General features: G+C 72.6%; 13 protein-coding genes and 2 pseudogenes. 5 read left to right on the top strand and 10 right to left on the bottom strand.

The genetic code is table 11. The features are described from left to right. On the top strand, positions 1-3,104 hold a 3,104-nt coding region (locus tag ACEPPI_RS27395; RefSeq protein ID WP_373917937.1), incomplete at its 5' end, for a polymorphic toxin-type HINT domain-containing protein. 856 nt (positions 3,105-3,960) lie between these two features. On the opposite strand, the pseudogene ACEPPI_RS27390 reads toward ACEPPI_RS27395, so the two are convergent. Both ACEPPI_RS27390 and ACEPPI_RS27385 read right to left on the bottom strand, forming a co-directional pair. After that, a pseudogene (locus tag ACEPPI_RS27390) lies at positions 3,961-4,813 on the bottom strand (IS5 family transposase). A gap of 368 nt (positions 4,814-5,181) precedes the next feature. Next, complete coding sequence (locus ACEPPI_RS27385) at positions 5,182-6,207, bottom strand: IS630 family transposase (RefSeq protein ID WP_373917936.1); 1,026 nt, start codon at positions 6,205-6,207, stop codon at positions 5,182-5,184. 133 nt (positions 6,208-6,340) lie between these two features. On the opposite strand from ACEPPI_RS27385, the pseudogene ACEPPI_RS27380 reads away from it, so the two are divergent. Then, positions 6,341-6,700 (top strand): annotated as a pseudogene (locus ACEPPI_RS27380) (penicillin acylase family protein); the annotation flags it as partial. Positions 6,701-6,798: 98 nt separating this feature from the next. Here ACEPPI_RS27380 and ACEPPI_RS27375 read toward each other — a convergent pair. The 3 genes from ACEPPI_RS27375 to ACEPPI_RS27365 all read right to left on the bottom strand — a co-directional run bounded on the left by ACEPPI_RS27375 (position 6,799) and on the right by ACEPPI_RS27365 (position 10,722). After that, on the bottom strand, positions 6,799-7,938 hold the full coding sequence (locus ACEPPI_RS27375) for a calcium:proton antiporter (RefSeq protein ID WP_373917935.1): 1,140 nt from the start codon (positions 7,936-7,938) through the stop codon (positions 6,799-6,801). Between the two features lie 102 nt (positions 7,939-8,040). Further along, positions 8,041-9,597, bottom strand: a complete 1,557-nt coding sequence (locus ACEPPI_RS27370) for an acyl-CoA synthetase (RefSeq protein ID WP_373917934.1) — start codon at positions 9,595-9,597, stop codon at positions 8,041-8,043. 18 nt (positions 9,598-9,615) lie between these two features. Continuing rightward, positions 9,616-10,722, bottom strand: coding sequence for an NAD(P)H-dependent flavin oxidoreductase (locus ACEPPI_RS27365; RefSeq protein WP_373917933.1), 1,107 nt, complete (start codon positions 10,720-10,722; stop codon positions 9,616-9,618). 195 nt (positions 10,723-10,917) lie between these two features. Between ACEPPI_RS27365 and ACEPPI_RS27360 the strand changes: the two genes are divergently transcribed. Beyond that, positions 10,918-12,696, top strand: a complete 1,779-nt coding sequence (locus ACEPPI_RS27360; protein WP_373917932.1) for a serine hydrolase — start codon at positions 10,918-10,920, stop codon at positions 12,694-12,696. A gap of 62 nt (positions 12,697-12,758) precedes the next feature. Here the strand turns inward: ACEPPI_RS27360 and ACEPPI_RS27355 are convergent, their stop codons facing one another. Further along, positions 12,759-13,136 (bottom strand): VOC family protein, encoded by a 378-nt coding sequence (locus ACEPPI_RS27355; RefSeq protein ID WP_373917931.1) that lies wholly within the window; start codon positions 13,134-13,136, stop codon positions 12,759-12,761. A 9-nt stretch (positions 13,137-13,145) separates the two neighbouring features. Beyond that, complete coding sequence (locus ACEPPI_RS27350; protein ID WP_373917930.1) at positions 13,146-13,772, bottom strand: TetR/AcrR family transcriptional regulator; 627 nt, start codon at positions 13,770-13,772, stop codon at positions 13,146-13,148. An 82-nt stretch (positions 13,773-13,854) separates the two neighbouring features. Between ACEPPI_RS27350 and ACEPPI_RS27345 the strand changes: the two genes are divergently transcribed. After that, a complete protein-coding gene (locus tag ACEPPI_RS27345; protein WP_373917929.1) occupies positions 13,855-15,021 on the top strand; it encodes an FAD-dependent monooxygenase in 1,167 nt (388 codons plus the stop codon). Between the two features lie 74 nt (positions 15,022-15,095). Further along, positions 15,096-15,542, top strand: a complete 447-nt coding sequence (locus tag ACEPPI_RS27340; protein ID WP_373917928.1) for a nitroreductase family deazaflavin-dependent oxidoreductase — start codon at positions 15,096-15,098, stop codon at positions 15,540-15,542. A 33-nt stretch (positions 15,543-15,575) separates the two neighbouring features. Here the strand turns inward: ACEPPI_RS27340 and ACEPPI_RS27335 are convergent, their stop codons facing one another. The 3 genes from ACEPPI_RS27335 to ACEPPI_RS27325 are packed head-to-tail and all read right to left on the bottom strand — an operon-like array spanning position 15,576 to position 20,202. Further along, positions 15,576-17,177 (bottom strand): phytoene desaturase family protein, encoded by a 1,602-nt coding sequence (locus tag ACEPPI_RS27335; RefSeq protein ID WP_373917927.1) that lies wholly within the window; start codon positions 17,175-17,177, stop codon positions 15,576-15,578. After that, complete coding sequence (locus tag ACEPPI_RS27330; protein WP_373917926.1) at positions 17,174-19,279, bottom strand: tetratricopeptide repeat protein; 2,106 nt, start codon at positions 19,277-19,279, stop codon at positions 17,174-17,176. The genes ACEPPI_RS27335 and ACEPPI_RS27330 overlap by 4 nt, the downstream gene beginning before the upstream one ends. Next, positions 19,261-20,202 (bottom strand): oxygenase MpaB family protein, encoded by a 942-nt coding sequence (locus ACEPPI_RS27325; RefSeq protein WP_373917925.1) that lies wholly within the window; start codon positions 20,200-20,202, stop codon positions 19,261-19,263. Before ACEPPI_RS27325 ends, ACEPPI_RS27330 begins: the two co-directional genes overlap by 19 nt. Between the last annotated feature and the right edge of the window lie 61 nt (positions 20,203-20,263).

The following is a 20,263-nucleotide window of genomic DNA, read 5'->3' as shown; positions in this document are numbered from 1 at the left end:
GCGCCGCCGGAGGCGCCGCCCTCGCCTCGGCCAACGCCCGCAAGGCCGCCAACGCCGCCGCCTCCGACCGGGGCAGGGCCGCCGAGGCCCGCCAGCGCGCCGAAGAGGCCCGCAACGCCGCCAGGGACGCCCTGCGCGCCGCAGAGGCCGCAGACCACGCGGGCGTCGCCTCCGACGCGGCGGGCGACGCGTCGGACGCGGCCAAGAGCGCCAGCGCCAACGCGAACGCGGCCGCCGGGTCCGCCGAGAAGGCCGGCCGCCTGGCGAACGCCGCGGGCGCCGGCTCCAAGCGCGCCCAGGCCGCAGCCGACCAGGCCCGCCGCCAGGCCAAGGAGGCCGACCGGGCCGCGACCGCGTCCACCGCCCTGGCACGCCAAGCATCCCAGGCCGCCTACCAGGCCCGCGACGCCGCCCGCTCCGCCGCCACCCACGCCCAGAACGCGGCCACGGCCGCCGACCAGGCTGCCGAACACGCCGGCGAATCCGCGACGTCGGCCGCCGAGGCCACCCGCCAGGCCGAGACGGCACGCACCGCCGCCGCGTCGGCGAGCACGGCGGTGACCACGGCGAGCACCGTCTACGACCTCGCCCGCAGGACCGAGGCGGAAGACCTCGCCGCCGCCACCGCCGCGGCCGTCACGGAAGCCCGGGCCCTGAAAGCGGAGGAAGACGAGGCCACCGGCGGCATCGGTACCTTCCTCGCCGACTGGAAGGCCCACGATCAGGAGGCCGCCGACCTTGCAGCCGAGGCCGCCCGCCCCGACGCGGACACCAAGGCACTGGCGGCCAAGGGCCGCAAAGCCGCTCTCCGGACCGTGAAGACCGGCGACCCTTGGAGCCAGGAGGCCGCCCAGCCCGCCCTGTCCGGCACGGACGCGGCCGTCGTGGAGTGGCTCCGCACCGGCCGGCACAAGGCCGAGCTGGACGACATGCGCCAGAGCGTGCGGGAGATCGCCGAGGACAGCCCGGATGAGGCCGTACGCACCGCTGCCACCGCCGCGCTGAAGGGCGACGCCCAGCAGGTCGAGGCCTTCTTCACCACCGGCCAGCACGAGGCCGCGGTCGCCGACAACCGCATCCGCGTCTACCAGCTGATCGCCACCGGCGGCACCAGCGTCAAGGAATCCGGGGAGAAGGCACTGCGGGACGGCTCACCGAAGGCCGTCGCCGCCTTCCTGACGACGGGCCAGTACACCGCCCGCCAGATCGACGAACGCGTCCAGGCCACCCAACTCCTCGCCGCCGGAGGCCCGGAGGTCCAGGCCGCGGCCACGTTCGCTCTCGCCGGGACACCCGAGACCGTCACTTCCTTCCTGCAGACCGGCCGGTACACGGCCAACCGCAAGGATCAGCTCGCCGCCACCCACGCCGCACAGATGAGCCACCTGATCGCCGAGGCCGCACAAACCGCGGCCAAGGCCCAGCAAGACGCCTGGGAAGCGACCGAAGCCGCAGCCGTCGCGAACAACGCGGCCGGTGAGGCCGAGACCGCCCGCACGCAAGCCAGCTCCTACGCGGCCCAGGCCGGCCGGTACGCCGCGGACGCGAAAACATCCGCTCAGAACGCCGAAGCCTCTGCCACCCGCGCCAGCGAGTCCGCCACCACCGCCCGCAACGCCTCCCAGGCCGCCGCACGCGACGCCGGCAAGGCCACCGCCTCCGCCACCCGCGCCCGTGCCTCGGCCAAGCAGGCCCGCCAGTCCGCCGCATCCGCCCGTGAAGCCGCGAACAGCGCCTACGCTTCCGCACGCGCGGCAGGCCAGGACGCCACCGCCGCTCAGAAGGCCGCCGACGAAGCCTGGACCATCACCGCAGAGAAAATGATCAAGGAACGCCGGGACGAACTGGCCGCCGGAGAGGAGGACGTCCAGGCCCAGGCCGCACAGATCGAGGAGGAACTGAAGAAAGAACTGGAAGCGCTCATCCAGGAAGAGATCAACAAGGCCGAGTACGAGTACTGGCAGGCCAAGAACCCGCCCTGCCCCAACAAAATTGGACAGTGGGGAGAGGGGACCTTTCAATGCATGCTCCTCAGGAACCGCGTTCAAATCGGCCTCCAGCAGAACAGCCTCCTGAACCTCCTCGGCGATCTGTCGCTCTTCTTCGACGGGACCCTCGACAAGGCTCAACTCCTCAAGATGGTCATGAAGAGCATCCTCGGCGTGGACAGCGCCGAGGAATGCATCAAACAGAGGAGTGCCTCCGCCTGCGCCGAACTCGCGATCAACTTCTTCCCCGCCGGAAAGGCGGTGAAGCTCGCCAAACTCGGAAAGGAGATAAAGAACGCCGAAGACGCCGCACGAGCATCACGATTCAAGAGAATCATGGCAGACTGCCGGCGGCCGAACAGCTTCCCTGCCGGCACCAGCGTCCTCATGGCCGACGGAACCACCCTCCCGATCGAGCAGATCCGCGTCGGCGACCAGGTACGGGCAACCGACCCCGAAACAGGGAAATCCAGCGGACGCCGCGTCGACGCCACCATCCACACACCCGACGACCGCGACTTCACCGACCTCACCATCACCTCCGAAAGCGGCGCAACCGCCACCATCACCACCACCGACCATCACCCCTTCTGGGCCGACAACCAACACGCCTGGCGCGACGCCTCCGACCTCACCCCAGACGACACACTGCGCACCGACACCGGCCCGCCCCTGGACATCACCGCAACCAGGCACTGGACAACCCTCCAGCCCGCCTACAACCTCACCGTCGACACCATCCACACGTACTATGTGCTGGCGGGCGACTCGCCGGTGCTGGTTCACAATGCTGGCGGTCCGTGCCTAACGGTCCCCGTAGAGGACGTCGATAAAGCCTTTCATCCCGCCACCTTTGATTCGGCTGGGGAGCAATTCTTGGATCATTACAAGAGGTGGGGAGATCCGGCCGGTATGACGCAGCAGCAGTATTTTGACGCGGCCTCGGCCCTGGCTCGGCGCCTGTCGCAACGTGGCGGGGCGGTGGGCTGGACTAAGAGTCTCACGGATATCGGATTCGCCGAAGACGGTCTGAAGGGATTCAAGTATGTCAATCCAAATACGGGCGAGCTGCTGATCACGTCGCTGGACGGAAGAATCGTCACATATCATCCATAAAGCGATGGCTGAAGGTTGCGAGCATTTATGGAATTGGGCCTAGCGGACGCCTACACCCTCTGGCGGTGCATTCCATATCCGCCAATGGGCTCAACGCGGGAGCTGAAAGTCATTCGCGCAGATCTTGGCGAGGCCGATGAGCACGCCTCGGTAGTCAACGCCTTCATGAGGACCGGTGCATTTAGGCCGTCGGGTGCGGATGTCCTAGCAGAGCTCGACGATGTCATTTCTCGAGCCGACGCTTTGTGTGCGGAATATTCGGGAAACGACCTGGTGGCCGCGCGAGAGGTTCGCGCATATGCAACGTTGGTGTCGATTGTCTATCGGGGCTTCCTCAAAGCAGAAAGATCTGACTAGGAAGTTTCTTGTGGCCGGGGTGCGCTGTGAGGTCAACGACCCGATGAAAGAGGGCGCCGTAAATGTGACTCAGGGGAGGATTTCCGCGATTCGGCCGCAGGCTAAAGCCCACTCCGCGGACTATGGGCGGCCTGGAAACACGCAGTACTCGTTCATAACACTGGGCTGCGTAGCTTTCCAACTCGCTCACGCCAACCACCGCTGACTCGCCGCCTGGCTCGACACCCTCCAAACCACCACCCACCCCACCCGCCGCCGCCCCACCAACCGTACCGAACCCCGCGATCCCCTCCGGACCCCCAGCGGCTACCGTACCCGCGACCGGACCACCCCACCCCGCAACCTTCCCCTGACCAGCGAGGACGTCTCCGCCCCCTCACAATCGAGTGAGGGGGCGAAGACGCGTCCGGACAGCGAAACAGCCGGTCAAACCGGCATAGTGTCGGGTTGACCGCCCGCATTGGGTCGGTTGACCGAACTTACTCGGGAATGGTTGAGGTCACCGGATGCGGGCGCTTCGGGGGCGGGAGTCCCAACGGTAGAGTGTCCGGGCGCGTCGGATCAGACAGCGGAGGGTGATGATGGCACTGGCCAGAGCGATGAAGAACTCGACCGGGGCTCTGCGCCGCTCGGTGCAGCGACGGAGCTTGCCGAAGTTGTTCATCCAGGAGTTCGTGCGCTCGACCACCCAGCGCCCACCGGCCTGGATCGGGGTCTTCGCGCCGCGCTCGGCGATCTGGCCGATGAGCCCTCTGGATCTGCAGGTCTTGGTGGACCACGCTGTAGTCGTAGCCGGCGTCCAAGGTTAGACGAGGGTGCTCGGGCAGTGGCCCCAAGGCTGCTTCCAGGCCGTCGAAGCGGTCGAGGGTGGCAGGCAGCAGTGTGTGGTCGCGAGTGTTGGCCGGTGCTGGATCGGTGACCAGCGGTATGCCGTACCCGTCCGTCAGCTGAGAGCGTTTGATTCCCAGTTTGGCCCGGTCGACGGGACTCCTCCCGGCGCACTCGCCTCCGGACGGTGCCTTGGTGATGCAGCCGTCGGCGGACAACTGGTCGAGTTCGAGGCCGATCATGCGGTCGTAGCAGGCAAGTACGAGCAGGCGCAGGGTCTCCATCACACCAGCGGCGATCCATTCATCGCGGCGGCGGCGCAGGGTCGTGGCGGAGCACAGGTGGTCGGCCACCCGCTCGTACCCGCAGCCGAAGACCAGGACCTGCACCAGGCGGTCGAAGACCACCGCGTCACTGATGCGCGGGTTGTGACACCCCCACGGATGCCGCTCTTCACGCGCGGGCAGCAGCGCGAGGAACTGGTCACGGATCGGGTCGAGAACGCATGATGGGACGGCAGGCACGGATCCCCCGGTGATCACGAAGCGTAAAACCTCATGATCTGGCGAGCCGTCCAGCCCTGCTATTGCCACCAGGTTCGGCACCTACTGGCGGACGCCCTAAGTGTGCGACACGAGGTCGCTCCAGGTAAGTGAGGACAGCCACGTGAAGGAGGTATCGATCGGCTGAACTTCGGGCCAGTGTCCAAGGCCCGTCCCCGCGCTCCCATGCATCGCTGGTAACGGCGGGGTGTGAAGCGGAGCGTTCAAGCCCAAGGGCACCTTGGCCATCGAGGAGCAACATGCGAGGGGAAGGCTGGACGGGCGAACGTAAGTGAACCCTCGATGATGCCGCGTGACTGCTATTGATCCGAAACTCATGGGGTTCTCGTTCAAGACGTAGCGGACGTGCGGGCCGCCGAAGTAGCCGCGGACGATGTGCGGCTGACGCTGGCGTCTGCGGAAGAAGCGGCGGGTCTCCGCGGCGAGTTCGGCTTGGTCCCGGGCCCGGTGCTGCTTGGGCAGGCTGTGCTTGAGGCCGGCGTTGACCAGCTCGTCGGGGTTCGCTCGGGCGAGCACGGAGGCAGGAAGTGCAGCTCGATGTCGTCAGGGTGGGCGGCGAGCCAGTCGCGGACCTTCCTGGAACGGTGGGCCAAGTGCCCGTCGACCACGAGATGGACCTTGCGGTCGAAGTGGCCGGCCAGCCGGTCCAGGAAGCGGCACATCACCTCGGCGGTGAAGCTCTCGGCGAAGACCATGAAGTGCATCCGGCCCTTGGTGCTGATCGCCGACATCGGGTTCACCGAGAACCGGCTGCCAGTCCGCCGCACGACGGGAGTCTTCCCCTTCCCTCCCCAGGTGCGGCCGGCGACCTGACCGGAGCGGATGCCGGCCTGGTCGGCGAACAGGACCTCGCCGCCGTCCTTCTTCGCCTTTGCCCGGATCGCCGGCCAGGCCTCCTCGTGCCAACGGCGCACGGCCTCCGGGTCCTGCTCCACGGCCCGCCTGTCCGGACGCCGGAAGGACAGCCCCCACCGCTTCAGGTACCTGCCCACCCCCGGTTCGGTCAGCCGCAGCCGGCACAGCCTCGCGATCAGCTCGCCCACCAGCCGCCGCGTCCACAACTGCCCGCTCAAGCCGACGTCGCAGGGCCGGTGACCGAGGACCGCCTGCCGCACAGCGGCCTGCTCGGCCTCCCCGAGCACCCGGTGCACCCCGACCGGCTTGCCCCACGGCTGCATGACCAGCGCCTCCCGGCCGTCGGCCTGCCACTTCGCCCACCTCCCGCCGACGGCCTTCAGCGACACCCCGAAGACTGCCGCCACGTCCTCACGGTCCCGCCCCGCCACCAACGCCGCCACCATCCGCAGCCGCAGGGCCTCCTGCGCCGACGGCGACAGATGCCGCGCGTCCCCCACCAGACCAACAACCCAGAACCCGAATCGTTTCGGATCAATACCAGGGCAAGCTCTACTGCGTGTATCGGGACTATGACGGCAAGGCGCGCTGGGCCAGCTCCGACGGTAAGACCTGGACCGACCGCGGCGAGATGCACGGCGCCACCATCGCCAGCACACCCGCCATGGGGGGCAGCGGCTGCCGGTGGGCGGTGGCACGGAGGCCCTCGGCGTCTGGAACAGGATCGAGGCTCCGTGGAACGCGGCGGCCGGCGGGTACCCGGAGGTCGTGCACGGTTCCAGCCACATCCAGGCCGTCGGCTGGGACGGCAGCAGCTGCCCGGTGGAACGCACGCTGCTGACGTACGGCCAGTCCGGGGATCCGGCCTCGCCGTTCCACGCCGACCAGACCCGGATGTTCTCGCAGGAGCGGTGGGTGACCTCGCGGTTCTGCGAGCGGGACATCCTCTCCTCGCCGCGGCTGAGGGTGGTCTGGCCGCGCGAGCGGCGCTGAACCGGCCCGGGGGGCCCCACCCCCGCGGGGGTGGGCCCCGCCCGGGTCACGGACCGGCCGCCGTTTACGGACTGACGGCGGTCACGGACTGACGGCGGTCACGGACTGACGGCGAGGAACAGGAAGGCGGCCAGCAGCACGATGTGCACCCCGCCCTGGAGCAGGGTGGCGCGGCCGGGCGCGATCGTCAGGGCGCTGACCACGACGGTCAGGGCGAGCAGCACCATGTGGACCGGTCCGAGGCCGAGCAGCAGCGGTCCGGTCAGCCAGATCGAGGCGAGGGCGATGGCCGGGATGGTGAGGCCGATGCTCGCGATGGCGGAGCCGTAGGCCAGATTGAGGCTGGTCTGGACGCGGTCGCGGCGGGCGGCGCGGACCGCGGCGAGGGTCTCGGGGGCCAGCACCAGCAGGGCGATGATCACACCGACGACCGCGTTGGGCAGGCCGGCTTTGGCGACGCCCGCCTCGATGGCGGGTGAGACGGACTTCGCGTCGCCCACGACGGCGACGAGCGCGACCAGCAGCAGACCGAGGCTGATCAGGGTGGCGCGGACGGTCGGCGGTTCGGCGTGGCCCCCGTCGGCGTCCCCGTCCCCGGCGCCCGCCTGATTCCCCGAGCCCCCGCCGGTGGCCCCGGTGGCCACCGGCAGGAAGTAGTCCCGGTGGCGGACCGTCTGGACGGCGATGAACAGCCCGTACAGGGCGAGCGAGGCGACCGCGGCGAAGGTCAGCTGGGCGGTGGAGAACTCCGGACCCGGTTTGCTGGTGGTGAAGGTCGGCAGGACCAGGCTGAGGACGGCCAGGGTCGCCACGGTGGCCAGCGCGGCGCCGGAGCCCTCGGCGTTGAAGACGGCGACCCGGTTGCGCAGGGCGCCGACGAGCAGGGACAGGCCCACGATGCCGTTGCAGGTGATCATCACGGCGGCGAAGACGGTGTCCCGGGCGAGGGAGGCGGTCTTGTCGCCGCCGTCGGCCATCAGGGTGACGATGAGGGCCACTTCGATGACGGTGACGGCGACGGCCAGGACGAGTGAGCCGAAGGGCTCCCCCACCCGGTGCGCGACGACCTCGGCGTGGTGGACGGCTGCCAGCACCGCCCCGGCGAGGCAGAGCGAGACCAGCCCCACCGCGACCGGGGGCAGCTCCCGTCCCCAGCTGAAGACGAGCGCGACGAGCGCCACCACGGGGACGATGACGGTCCAGTCGGTCAGGGGTGATCTGTGCGTTGCCGTACTCATATCAGCCAACTTGCCAGATGTGTCCCCCGGGTGCGGCGCATACCGCGCCCCGGGGGCCCTGACGTGGCACTTCTCACGCCGCCCCCGGGCGTGGCGGCCCGTTCAGACGGCGCGTTCCCGGCCCTCCCAGTAGGGGTCGCGCAGCCGGCGCTTGTAGAGCTTGCCGTTCGGGTCGCGGGGCATCACCTCGATGAAGTCGACGGACTTCGGGCGCTTGTAGCCGGCCAGCCGGCGCTCGCAGTGGCCCAGGATCTCGGCGGCCAGTGCCTCGCCGGCCTCGAAGCCCTCGGCGGGCTCGATCACGGCCTTGACCTCCTCGCCCCAGGAGTCGTGCGGAATGCCGAAGGCCGCGGCGTCCGCGACCGCCGGATGGGTGAGCAGGGCGGATTCGATCTCCGCCGGGTAGATGTTCACCCCGCCCGAAATGATCATGTCGATCTTGCGGTCGCGGAGGAAGAGGTAGCCCTCCTCGTCGAGCAGGCCGAGGTCGCCGACGGTGAAGAAGTCGCCGATGCGGCTCTTCCTGGTCTTCCCCTCGTCCTTGTGGTAGCTGAAGCCGCCGGTGTTCATCTTGATGTAGACGGTCCCGAGTTCGCCGGGGGGCAGCCGGTTGCCGTCGTCGTCGTGGATGGCGAGCTCGCTGATCGGCCAGGCCCTGCCTACGGTTCCCGGCTTCTTGAGCCAGTCCTCGGCGGTGGCGAAGGCGCCGCCGCCCTCGCTCGCCGCGTAGTACTCCTCCACGCAGCGGCCCCACCAGTCGATCATCGCCCGCTTGACGTGGTCGGGGCAGGGGGCGGCGCCGTGGATGGCGTGCCGCATGGAGGAGACGTCGTAGGCGTCCTTGGTGGCCTGCGGGAGGGCGAGCAGGCGGTGGAACTGGGTGGGGACCATGTGGGTGTGCGTGCAGGCGTGGCGGTCGATCAGGCGCAGCATCTCCTCGGGGCTCCACTTGTCCATCAGCACCAGTGGGTGCCCGATGTGCAGGGAGGCGCCCGCGAACTGGAGCACGGCGGTGTGGTAGAGCGGCGAGCAGACGAGGTGGACGTTGTCGTCGAAGGGGCGGATGCCGAAGATCCCGAGGAAGCCGCCCAGGTACGTCTCCTCCGGGAGCTTGCCGGGCAGCGGGCGGCGGATCCCCCGCGGGCGGCCGGTGGTGCCCGAGGTGTAGTTCATGACCCAGCCGAGGGTGCGGCCGTCGGGGGGCGTCGCGGGGTGCCCGTCGAGGAGTTCGGTGTACGGGCGGAAGCCGGGGACGGCGCCGACGGCGTAGCGGTGGTCCCCGGGCAGGCCGGCCTCGTCCGCCGCGGCGGTGGCGGCGTCGGCGAAGCGTTCGTGGGCGACGAGGACCTTGGCGCCGGAGTCGGCGACGATCCAGGCGATCTCGGGGCCGACGAGGTGGTGGTTGACCGGGACCAGGTAGAAGCCGGCCTGTGAGGCGGCGAGGTAGGCGGTGAGGAACTCGACGCCGTTGGGCAGGACCACGGCGAGGACGTCGCCGCGCTCCAGCCCGGCGGCCCGCAGGCCGTGGACCAGCCGGTTGACGTCGGCGTGCAGCCGGCCGGCGGACCACGCCTCGCCGTCGGGGGTGACGAGGACGGTCCGGTCCGGGTCGGCGCCCGCCTGGGCCCAGAAGCCGTTGGGACGCTGTGGGTCGGTCATGACGGTGGCGTTCCTCTCTCAGGCCCGGCCGGCGATCCGGTTGACCCGGTCGATGGCGCGTTCGAAGCCGGCGGTGAGTTCGTCGAAGACGGCCCGGACGCTGCGCTCGCTGTTCATCCGGCCGACGATCTGGCCCACGGGGGTGCCGAGCAGCGCCTGGACCTCGTACTTCTGGATCCGGGAGACGGCTTCGGCGACGAGCAGGCCCTGGAGCGGCATGGGCAGCGGGCCGGGTCCGTCCGGGTCGTCCCAGGCGTCGGTCCACTCGGTGCGCAGCTGGCGCGCGGGCTTGCCGGTGAGGGCTCGGGAGCGGACGGTGTCGCCGGACCCGGCGGCGAGGAGCTTCTCGGTGAGGGCGCGGGAGTGCAGGTCGGCCTCGGTGGTGGTGAGCCAGAGGGAGCCGAGCCAGGCGCCCTGGGCGCCGAGGGCGAGGCCGGCGGCGATCTGCTCGCCGCTGCCGATGCCGCCGGCGGCCAGGACGGGCAGCGGGGCGACGGCCTCGACGATCTCCGGGACCAGGACCATGGTGGCGATGTCGCCGGTGTGGCCGCCGGCCTCGTAGCCCTGGGCGACGACGATGTCGATGCCGGCCTCGGCGTGGCGACGGGCGTGCTTGGCGCTGCCGGCGAGGGCGGCGACGAGGACGCCGTGTTCGTGGGCGCGGGCGATGACGTCGGCGGGCGGGGAACCGAGGGCGTTCGCGAGGAGTTTGACGGGGTAGTCGAAGGCGACGTCGAGCTGGCTCCGGGCGACCTGTTCCATCCAGCCGGTGATCCGCCAGCCGGAGGCCTCGCCTTCCGCCAGTTCGGGCACGTGGTGTTTGGCGAGGGTGTCGCGGACGAAGGCGCGGTGCCCGGCCGGGATCATCGCCTCGATGTCCGCCTCGCCGATGCCGTCGACCGCCTTCTTGGCGGGCATGACCACGTCGAGCCCGTAGGGCTTGCCGTCGGTGTGCTCCTGCATCCAGTCGAGATCGCGCCTGAGGTCGTCGGGGGCGGTGTAGCGGACGGCGCCGAGGACGCCGAATCCACCCGCGCGGGTGATGGCCGCGGCGACCGCCGGGAAGGGCGTGAAGCCGAAGATGGCGTGTTCGACTCCCAGTTTCCTGCTCAGCTCCGTCTCCATGGCCGTGAGGATGCCGCAGGGCACCGTCCGAGGGAAGAGAATTTCTGATGCAGTGTCAGATTCTTTGACGGCCGGTCGGTGCGGAGGGTGCACGGCGGGCGGGCAGATAGCCAGTAGCGTGCGCGGGCAGGAACAGGAGGGCCGGACATGGGCGGTTCGGGTACGGGATCACGGGCGGTCGGGAGCGGTGGCGCGATGAGCCGCAGACGACTTGGGGCGCGGCTGCTGGCGCTGGGCGGGGTGCTGGTCCTGCACGCCGCGCTGCCGGGGCAGGGCGCGGGAGCGGCGGGCGGTGGCGCCGCCGAGCGGCGGGCCCTGCAGGGACTGCGGCTGCGCTACGGCTCCGCCCGCCGGGCGGGGTTGCTGGAGCGGCACCTGGAAGGCGTCGCGGAGGAGGCCCGGCGTTTCCTCGGCCCCTCCCCCGAACACCCCTACTACGCCGGGGCCGTGGTCCTCGCCGGCCGCGGCCGTACGGTGGCGCTGCACCGCGCGATGGGCGACGCCGTCCGCTACGCCGACTACGACGGGCGCACCGACCGGCCGCGGGAGTTCCCCGCCGCCGAGCGGATCGCGATGGCCGAGGACACCGTCTTCGACCTCGCCTCGCTGAGCAAGCTCTTCACCTCCATCCTGGCCGTGCAGCAGATGGAACGGGGCCTGCTGGAGCTGGAGGCCCCGGTCGAGCGGTACCTCCGGGAGTTCACCGGCGGGGGCAAGGAGGCCATCACGGTCCGGCAGCTGCTGACGCACACCTCGGGGCTGCGCTCGTGGGCGCCGTTCTACCAGGAGTCCACCCGGGCCGGACAGTTGAGGCTGCTGTGGTCGGTGCGCCCGCAGGACACCCCCGGGACCGTGTACCGCTACTCCGACCTGAACCTCATCACGCTGCAGCTGCTCCTGGAACGGATCACCGGTCACACACTGGACGTCCTGCTCCAGGAGGAGATCGCCATTCCCCTCGGGATGCACCGCACCCGCTACAACCCGCCCCTGTCCTGGCGCCGGGTCACCGCCGCGACCGAGGTGCAGCGCCCGCCCTGGTCGGGCCTGGACCGGGGACTGGTGTGGGGCGAGGTCCACGACGAGAACGCCCACGCGCTCGGCGGGGTCGCGGGCCACGCCGGGGTGTTCGGCACCGCCTGGGACCTGGCGATCCTCTCCCGCGCCCTGCTCGACGGCGGGGCGTACGCGGGCCGGAGCATCCTGCGCCCCGCCTCCGTCGAGCTGCTCTTCACCGACTTCAACACGGCCTTCCCCGGCGACGACCACGGCCTCGGCTTCGAGCTCTACCAGCACTGGTACATGGGCGCCATGGCCACCCCGCACTCGGCGGGGCACACCGGCTTCACCGGGACCTCGCTGGTCCTGGACCCCTCCACCGACTCCTTCCTCGTCCTGCTGGGCAACTCCGTCCACCCGGTGCGGACCTGGCGGGCCGGCAGCGCGCCGCGGGTGGCGACCGGCAACCGCTTCGCCCGGGCGGTACCGGTGCGCACCCGGCACGGCGGACCCGCCTGGTACTCGGGGATGGAGACCGCGGGCTCCGGCACCCTGACCCTGCCTCCCCTCACCCCGGCGACCGCCTCGGCCCGGCTGCGCTGCGCCGTCTGGTGGGACACCGTGCCCGGCGCGGGCGCCTTCCACGTGGAGGCGTCCGCCGACGGGGCCGTGTGGGAGCCGCTGCCCTTCACCACCGTCCGCACCACGGGCGGCACCCCCGAGTCCTGGCCACAGGGCAGCGCGGGCGGCTGGTCGGGCCGCATCTGGCACCGGCTGGAGGCCCCGCTGCCCGGCTGGGCGGGCCGCGAGGTCAGGCTCCGCTTCCGCCACGCCGCGACCGGCCGCTACGTGGGGCGGGGCGTCTACGTGGACGTCGTCCGGGTGGCCGAACCGGCCCGGCTCCTGTTCTCCGAGGACCGGCCGGCGGACGCGGTCCGCGTGGAGGCCGTCGGCTGGACCCGCTCGGCGGACTGAGGGCGCCACCGGCGGGCCGGAGCCGCCCCGGCCCGGCCCGCCGGAACCGGCACCCGCGCCCGTCAGCCCTGGACGAAGCAGAAGGGGTGGCCCGCGGGATCGGAGAAGACGCGCCAGTCCCGCTCGGGCGGCCCCTGTTCCAGGAGGCGCGCGCCGAGGGCGAGGACCTGCTCCTGGCCGCGGTCGAGGTCCGGGACGGCGAGGTCGAGGTGGAACTGCTGCGGCCGTTGCGGGTCGGGCCAGCTCGGCGGCCGGTGCCCGACGGCCCGCTGGAAGCACAGCACCTGCCCGTTCGGGGTGTGCAGCGTGGCCCAGTCCTCGTCCACGGACCAGCGCCGGTCCGGGCGGTTGACCTCGCCGCCCAGCAGGCCCGCGTAGAACTCGGCGAGCCCCAGGGGCTCCGGACAGTCCAGCACCACGCACTGCAGTTCGGCAATCATGGCGGCAGCCTACGGCGCGGCCAGCGCCGCATCGATCATGAGGCGGGCGGTGGAGGCCAGTTCGGCGGGATCCGGCGCGGGGCGCGTGCCCGCCAGGGCGCCCGCGAGGCGGTCGTAGAGCAGCCCGTCCGTCCAGGCGGCCAGCAGGGCGGCGCGCTCGTCCGGCCGGTCGGCGCCGAGTGCCCCGAGGAGCCCGGCGGCGCGGGCGCGGACGGCCAGGCCCGCGCGGAGCAGCTCGGGGGCCGCCTCCGGGGTGCGGGCGGCCTCCAGGCTCAGCTCGAAGCGGGCCAGCTGGCGCTCCCGCCCCTCGGACAGCCACCGGTACAGGAGTGCGCCGAGCGCCCGCGCCGCCGTGTCCCGGTCCCAGGGGCCGGGCGTGCGGGCGTCCTCCTCGAAGTCGGCGAGGTCCAGCTCGGCCAGGCGCCGGTAGCAGGCGCCGACCAGCGCGGCACGGGTGCGGAAGTAGTACGAGGTGCTGCCCGCGGGCAGTCCCGCGGCTCCGTCGACGGCCCGGTGGGTCAGGCTGCGCAGTCCGCCGGCCGCGACCAGGCCGATCGCGGCGTCGGAGATCAGGGCGCGGCGGTCCGGCGCGGGCGCCTGGGCGGCGGCCGGGACGCCGGGTTCGGGGGTGGACATGCCGCCACTCTACAGCTGTAGAGTGGCGACACATCGCCCTCTACGGATGTAGAGGGCGCGGAGCCGGCAGGAAGGCCGCACCATGGACAAGCGTCCGCGTCACGCCGTCGTCGCGGGTGCCGGGATCGGGGGGCTCACCGCGGCCCTCGCCCTGCACCGCCGGGGCTGGCGGGTCACCGTCTGCGAGCGGGCGGCCGGGCCGACCGCCGCGGGCGCGGGCATCGTGCTCGCGCCGAACGCCCTGCGGGCCCTGGAGGCCATCGGGTTCGACGCGGGACGGGCGGCGGGCCGCGCCGTCCCGGCCGCCATGGGAGTGCGCCGCCCCGACGGGTCCTGGCTGGTCCGCGCCGACACCGCCGCGCTCACCGCACGCTACGGCCGGCCCTCGCTCGCCGTGCACCGGGCGGCCTTCACCGGCGCCCTGGCGGACGCGCTGCCCGGCGGGGCCCTGCGCTACGGCACCGCCGTCACCGGCGCGGACACGGCCGACGGGCGCACGGTGGTCCGTACGGACGCCGGAGAGCTCCCCGCCGATCTGCTGGTCGCCGCCGACGGCATCCACAGCCCCCTGCGCCGCCGGTACTTCCCGGACCACCCGGGCCTGCGCTACAGCGGGGAGACCGCCTGGCGCACCGTCCTGCCCGCCGACGGGCCCGCCCTGCCCGGAGCCTTCGAGACCTGGGGCCGCGGCCGGCGCTTCGGTGTGGTCCCGCTCGCCGACGGCCGCGTCTACGCCTACGCCACCGCCGTCGCCCCCGAGGGCCACCGCCCCGCCGACGTGCTCGGCGAACTCCTTGACCGCTTCGGCGACTGGCACGACCCGGTCCCGGACCTGCTCGGCCGGTTCGACCCCGGTGCCGTCCTCCAGCACGACCTGCACGACCTGGCGGCCCCCCTCCCCCGCCTGCACGACGACCGGACGGCCTGGATCGGCGACGCCGCGCACGCGATGACCCCCCACCTCGGCCAGGGCGGCTGCCAGGCGATCGAGGACGCCGTCGTCCTGGCCCATCTCGCGGACGGCGCCGACGGGGTACCCGCCGCGCTCGCCGCCTACAGTCGGGCCCGCCTCGCCCGCACCGATGCCGTCCGGCTCCGCGCCCGCCGGGCCGGCCGGTTCACGACGCTCTCCCACCCGCTGGCCGTGGCCGCCCGCGACCTGGCCGTACGCCTCGTGCCGGCCCGCGCCGCGCAGCGCGCCCTGGACGACCTCTACAACGGGTTCACCCTCCCGGAGCGGCCGGAATGAAGACCGTGCCCCCCGGCGTTCGCACTCGTTGTCGGGACTGCTGACCGTTCGACACGAAGGCAGGCGGAAAACACATGACGACCGAGATCGACTGGGAACACCCCACCGACCCGAGGGCCGGGAGCTGGCAGCTGGACCACGTCAGGCTCTACGTGGGCTCGAACGGGGCCGAGGGCCACCACTGGAACGGCACCCAGACCCTCCTGCTCACCACCGTGGGCCGGGTGTCCGGCAGCCCGGTGCGCACACCCCTCATCTACGGCGAGGCCGACGGCCGCTACCTCGTCGTCGCCTCCAAGGGCGGGGCGGACGAGGCACCCCTGTGGTACCGGAACCTGACCGCCGACCCCCGGGTGCGCGTCCAGGTCGGCTCCGAGGTCCGCCAGGGGACCGCGCGCACCGCCACCCCCGAGGAGCGCGCCGCGTACTGGCCGCTGATGGTCGGCCACTGGCCCGCTTACGACGAGTACCAGGCGAAGACCGATCGCGAGATCCCGATCGTGGTGATCGAGCCGGTCTGACGGGGAGCGGGACCGGGCCCGACGGCGGCCCGGTCAGTGCCCCAGCACCGCCATCGCCGCGTTGTGTCCGGGGACGCCGCTGACGCCACCGCCGCGCACCGCGCCCGCACCGCACAGCAGGACGTTGCGGTGCGCGGTGGCCACGCCCCAGGGCCCGGCGGCGTCCGCGTCCGCGTCGGCGTCCGCGTAGGGCCAGGACAGGTCGCGGTGGAAGATGTGACCGCCGGGCAGGCGCAGTTCGCGCTCCAGGTCCAGCGGGGTCTTGGCCTCGATACAGGGCCGGTCGTCGGCGTCGAAGGCCAGGCAGTCGGTGAGCGGCTCGGCCAGGTGGGCGTCCAGCTGGGCCAGCGTGGCCGTCAGGAGCACCTCGCGGGCCTGCTGGTTGTCGTGTCCGAACAGCCGGGCCGGGGTGTGCAGTCCGAAGAGGGTGAGCGTCTGGCAGCCCCGCTCCGTGAGCTCCGGCCCGAGGATCGAGGGGTCGGTCAGCGAGTGGCAGTAGATCTCCGAGGGCGGTACGGACGGCAGTTCCCCGGCGGCGGCCTCCGTGTGGGCGCGGCGCAGCTGCTCGTACCCCTCGGCGATGTGGAAGGTGCCGCCGAAGGCCTCGCGGGGGTCCACGGAGGCGTCGCGCAGCCGGGGCAGCCGGCTCAGCAGCATGTTGACCTTGAACTGGGCCCCTTCCGGGGCCGGGGCGGCCGGGTCCGGTTCCTCGCCGAGGAGTTCGGCGAGCGCCCGGGGTGAGGCGTTGACCAGGACGTTCCGTCCGACGACGGTGCCCTCCCCCGCCGCCGTGCGGAAGGTCACCTCGGCGGGCGCGGTCCCGTCGGTGCGGATCCGCAGCGCCTCGTGCCCGGTGACGATCTCGGCGCCGGCCGACCGGGCGGCGTCGGCGAGCGCGTCGGTGAGGGCGCCCATGCCGCCGACCGGGACGTCCCATTCGCCGGTTCCGCCGCCGATGACGTGGTACAGGAAGCAGCGGTTCTGGACGAGCGTGGGGTCGTGGGCGTCGGCGAACGTGCCGATCAGCGCGTCGGTGAGGGCCACCCCGCGCACGAGGTCGTCGGCGAAGCGCTCCTCCAGGGCCACGCCGATGGGCTCTTCGAAGAGGGTCCGCCAGGCCGTGGCGTCGCCGATCCGGTCCCGCAGCGCCGAACGGGTGGGCAGCGGTTCGGTCAGGGTGGGGAAGACCTTCCCGGCGACCTCGGCCGTCATGGCGTAGAAGGCGCGCCAGTTGTCGTACTCCCGCTCCGAGCCGGTGAGGCGGGCGAAGGACTCCCGGGTCCGGTCCTCGCCGCCGCCGACGAGGAGTCCGCCGGGGGCGCCGCCGCGGACGTGGGGGGTGTACGAGGACACCGTGCGCCGGCGCACCCGGAAGCGCAGGCCCAGATCGCGGACGATCTTCGCGGGGAGCAGGGAGACGAGGTAGGAGTAGCGCGAGAGGCGGGCGTCGACCCCGGCGAAGGGCCGGGTGGAGACGGCGGCCCCGCCGGTGTGCCCCAGCCGCTCCAGGACCAGCACCGAGCGGCCCGCGCGGGCCAGGTAGGCGGCGGCGACCAGGCCGTTGTGGCCTCCGCCCACGATCACCGCGTCGTACACCTCGTGCGCGAATCCCCGGGAGACCCTCGTGGCTGTCATGGCTCTTGGTAGCACACCTGGCCGAGCCGCTCCAGACAGTGTGCCTCGTCGGCGTGGGCCAGGGCGGTGTCGGGGTGCTCGTCGCCCAGGGACCGCTCGCGGATGCCGGACAGGTCCCGGTAGATGGGCAGGGCCTCGTCCCAGCGGCCCAGGCGGCCCAGCCCCACGGCGAGTTCGCGCCGGCTGACCAGGGTGTCCTGGTGTTCGGCTCCCAGGGCCTTGGCGCGGGCGGCGCCGACCGCGCGGGCCTCGGCCACGGCCTCCTCCCAGCGGTCCAGCCGCCCGAGGTTGACGCCGAGGACGTGGCGGGCGCGCAGGGTCTCCGGATCACAGGCGCCGTAGGCCCGGGTGCGGTCGCGGACCAGGGAGCGGAACAGGTCGAGGGCCTCGGCGGCGCGGCCGGTGCGGCCGAGCGCGATGCCGGTCTCGTAGCGGGCGGCGAGGGAGTCGGGGTGGTCCCGGCCGAGTACGCGGTCCCGTACGGCGGCGACGTGCCGGAAGCCCGTCAGGGCCTCGCCCCAGCGGCCCAGTCGGCCGAGGGAGTAGGCGGCCTCGTAGCGGGTCCGCAGGGTGTCCGGGTGTTCGGCGCCGAGCACGGCGGCCCGGTCGGCCGCCACCTCGGCGGCGGCGCCGTGTGCTTCGGCGTGCCGGCCCAGGGCGCTCAGGGCGCAGGCCAGGCTGTGGCGGCAGCGCAGGGTGTCGGGGTGGCGCGGGCCCGCGGTGCGGACGAGGGCGGCGAGCACCGCGCGGTAGGTCTCGTACGCCTCGCCGTGCCGGCCGAGCCGCCCGAGCTCGTACGCCTCCTCCTGGCGCGCCGCGAGGGTGTCGAAGTGGTCCGGCCCCAGGAGCGTGGCCCGCCCCTGGGCGACGGCCGCGTACACGGAGAGGGCCTCCTCGGGGCGGCCGGCGCGGCTGAGGACGAACGCGCGGGTGTGCCCGGCGTCGAGCGCGTCGGGGCGGTCCGGGCCGGGCGCCGCGGGAGTGCCGGCGAGCCCGCGGACGGGGGTGAGGCGCGGGTCGTCGGCGGGCGCGGGCCGCAGGATCCGCTGCTCCCCCGAGGCCGTACCGGTGCCCCGGGCGGTGCCGGCGGCGGGCGCCGCGGGGCGGGCGGCGGTCCAGGAGCCGGTCAGTACGGCCCACTCCCCGGACGCGGGCCGGGCGTCGATGCCCGCCTTGCGTCCGGCGGTCATCCCCGCGGCCCAGGCGGGCAGCGGCGGGTGCGCGACGGTCGGCCCGCCGGGACCGGAGCGGCCCTCGACGAGGCGCCGGTGCAGGTGGCGGGCGTCGCCGGGGCGGTCCTCGGGGCGCTTGGCGAGGAGTTCCAGGACGAGCTGCTCGAAGTGGGCGGGCAGCTCGGGGCGGTGGTCGCGCAGCGGTACGGGGACGTTGTCGCGGTGGCCGACGAGCACGGACCAGGAGTCGCCGAGGTCGAAGGGCGGGGCTCCGGTGGCGATCTCGTAGAGGACGCAGCCGAGGGAGTAGAGGTCACTGAGGTGGTCGACCTCGCCGCCCGCGATCTGCTCCGGCGACATGTAGTGGGGGGTGCCCATGGCCATGCCGCCGCCGGTGAGCTTGGCGGTGAAGCCGATGTCGTGGGCCAGGCGCGCGATGCCGAAGTCACAGATCTTCACCGTGCCGTCGGTCAGCCGCATGATGTTCGCGGGCTTGAGGTCACGGTGGACGACGCCCTGGTCGTGGGTGTAGCCGAGGGCGGCGGCCATCTGCTCGGCGATGTCGAGGACCACGTCGACGGGGAGCGGGCGCGCCTCGTTGTCCTCCATCAGCTGGCTGAGGTTGCGGCCTTCGAGCAGTTCCATGACGAGGTAGAGGGGACCGCCCGCCGCGCTGTCGTCGCCGAAGTCGTGGACGACGGTGACGCCCCGGTGCTGGAGCGAGGCCGCGACCCGTGCCTCGCGGCGGAAGCGCTCGCGCAGGACCTGGGTGAAGTGGGCGTCCTGTTCGGGCCCGATGGGCTTGAGGCACTTCACCGCGACCTGACGGCCGAGCGATTCGTCGCGGGCGCGCCACACCTCGCCCATGCCGCCGCGCCCGATCAGATCGAGTGACCGGTACCGGCCCTGGATCAGTCTGGACTCCGCCATGTCTTAAAGCCGCCCCCGTCGTCGTGCCGCGCCCTCCTCGGCCGGTCCAGTATGGCCGCTGGTGTACGCAGTGTGTACGCGGAGGGGCGGCTCCCGGGGCCCAGCCGGCGCATCGCTTTCAAGATGTGACCTGGAGGCAGCCGCCAGCGTAGACCTGCGGGAATGCTGCGCAACACGCGACCCGTGAGGCGCAGGCGCCGGGTGACGTCGCGCGGGGGCGGAGCGGTGCGCCCGTAGAGCCGGTGCGCCCAGTCGGGGAGGGTCCCGTAGGCGATTCCGGCAAGCGGTCTCCACAGCAGGTTTCGGCCAGGGACGAGGAGGGGGTGCACGGGCGGGGCGCGCAGGAAGTCGTCGACGGCGCGGGCGTCGGCCCCGGCCGCGAGGCGGGGGCGGACCTCCTCGAAGTACGCGGCGAGCGCGCCGGTGTCGGCGGGCACGTCGGCCGGGTCGAGGCCGACGAGCCGGGCGTTCACCCGGTTCTCGTCCACGTAGCGGTCGGCCTGGTCCGGGGTGAGGGGGACGCCGGAACGGAGCAGGACGTGGAGGAAGCTGTCGATCTGCGCGCAGTGCACCCACAGCAGCAGCTCGGGATCGTCGACGCGGAAGCGCTCCCCGGTGTCCGGATCGCCGGCGGACAGCCGGCCGTGGAGCGCCCGGACCCGGGCTCCGGCCCGCTCGGCGTTCTCGGTGGTGCCGTAGGTGATCGTGCCGACGAAGTCTGCGGTGCGCAGCAGCCGGCCCCAGGCGTCCCGGTGGAAGGAGCTGTTCGCCATCACCCCGCGCACGGCGCGCGGGTGGAGGGCCTGGAGGTAGAGCGCGCGGACGCCGGCGATCCACATGACCGGGTCGCCGTGGCACTGCCAGGTGACGGACCCGGGCCCGTAGAGCCCCGGGTCCGCACCCCCGTACGGAGCTGCGTTCATGGCCCGCCTCCCGCCGGGGAGCCTACCCGGGCGGGGGCCGGCCCACCCGTCGTCGCGGCCG

It is taken from the genome of Streptomyces sp. AB3(2024) (genome assembly GCF_041862025.1).
GTDB lineage: Bacteria > Actinomycetota > Actinomycetes > Streptomycetales > Streptomycetaceae > Streptomyces.
The sequence above is the reverse complement of the archived record's forward strand: the minus strand, read 5'-3'. Positions and strand labels throughout refer to the sequence as shown.

Bases quoted from the DNA above. Each gene is read 5' to 3' on its own strand.
- ACEPPI_RS27375 (WP_373917935.1), bottom strand. From the start codon at position 7,938: ATGAGTACGGCAACGCACAGATCACCCCTGACCGACTGGACCGTCATC.
- ACEPPI_RS27370 (WP_373917934.1), bottom strand. From the start codon at position 9,597: ATGACCGACCCACAGCGTCCCAACGGCTTCTGGGCCCAGGCGGGCGCC.
- ACEPPI_RS27365 (WP_373917933.1), bottom strand. From the start codon at position 10,722: ATGGAGACGGAGCTGAGCAGGAAACTGGGAGTCGAACACGCCATCTTC.
- ACEPPI_RS27360 (WP_373917932.1), top strand. From the start codon at position 10,918: ATGAGCCGCAGACGACTTGGGGCGCGGCTGCTGGCGCTGGGCGGGGTG.
- ACEPPI_RS27355 (WP_373917931.1), bottom strand. From the start codon at position 13,136: ATGATTGCCGAACTGCAGTGCGTGGTGCTGGACTGTCCGGAGCCCCTG.
- ACEPPI_RS27350 (WP_373917930.1), bottom strand. From the start codon at position 13,772: ATGTCCACCCCCGAACCCGGCGTCCCGGCCGCCGCCCAGGCGCCCGCG.
- ACEPPI_RS27345 (WP_373917929.1), top strand. From the start codon at position 13,855: ATGGACAAGCGTCCGCGTCACGCCGTCGTCGCGGGTGCCGGGATCGGG.
- ACEPPI_RS27340 (WP_373917928.1), top strand. From the start codon at position 15,096: ATGACGACCGAGATCGACTGGGAACACCCCACCGACCCGAGGGCCGGG.
- ACEPPI_RS27335 (WP_373917927.1), bottom strand. From the start codon at position 17,177: ATGACAGCCACGAGGGTCTCCCGGGGATTCGCGCACGAGGTGTACGAC.
- ACEPPI_RS27330 (WP_373917926.1), bottom strand. From the start codon at position 19,279: ATGGCGGAGTCCAGACTGATCCAGGGCCGGTACCGGTCACTCGATCTG.
- ACEPPI_RS27325 (WP_373917925.1), bottom strand. From the start codon at position 20,202: ATGAACGCAGCTCCGTACGGGGGTGCGGACCCGGGGCTCTACGGGCCC.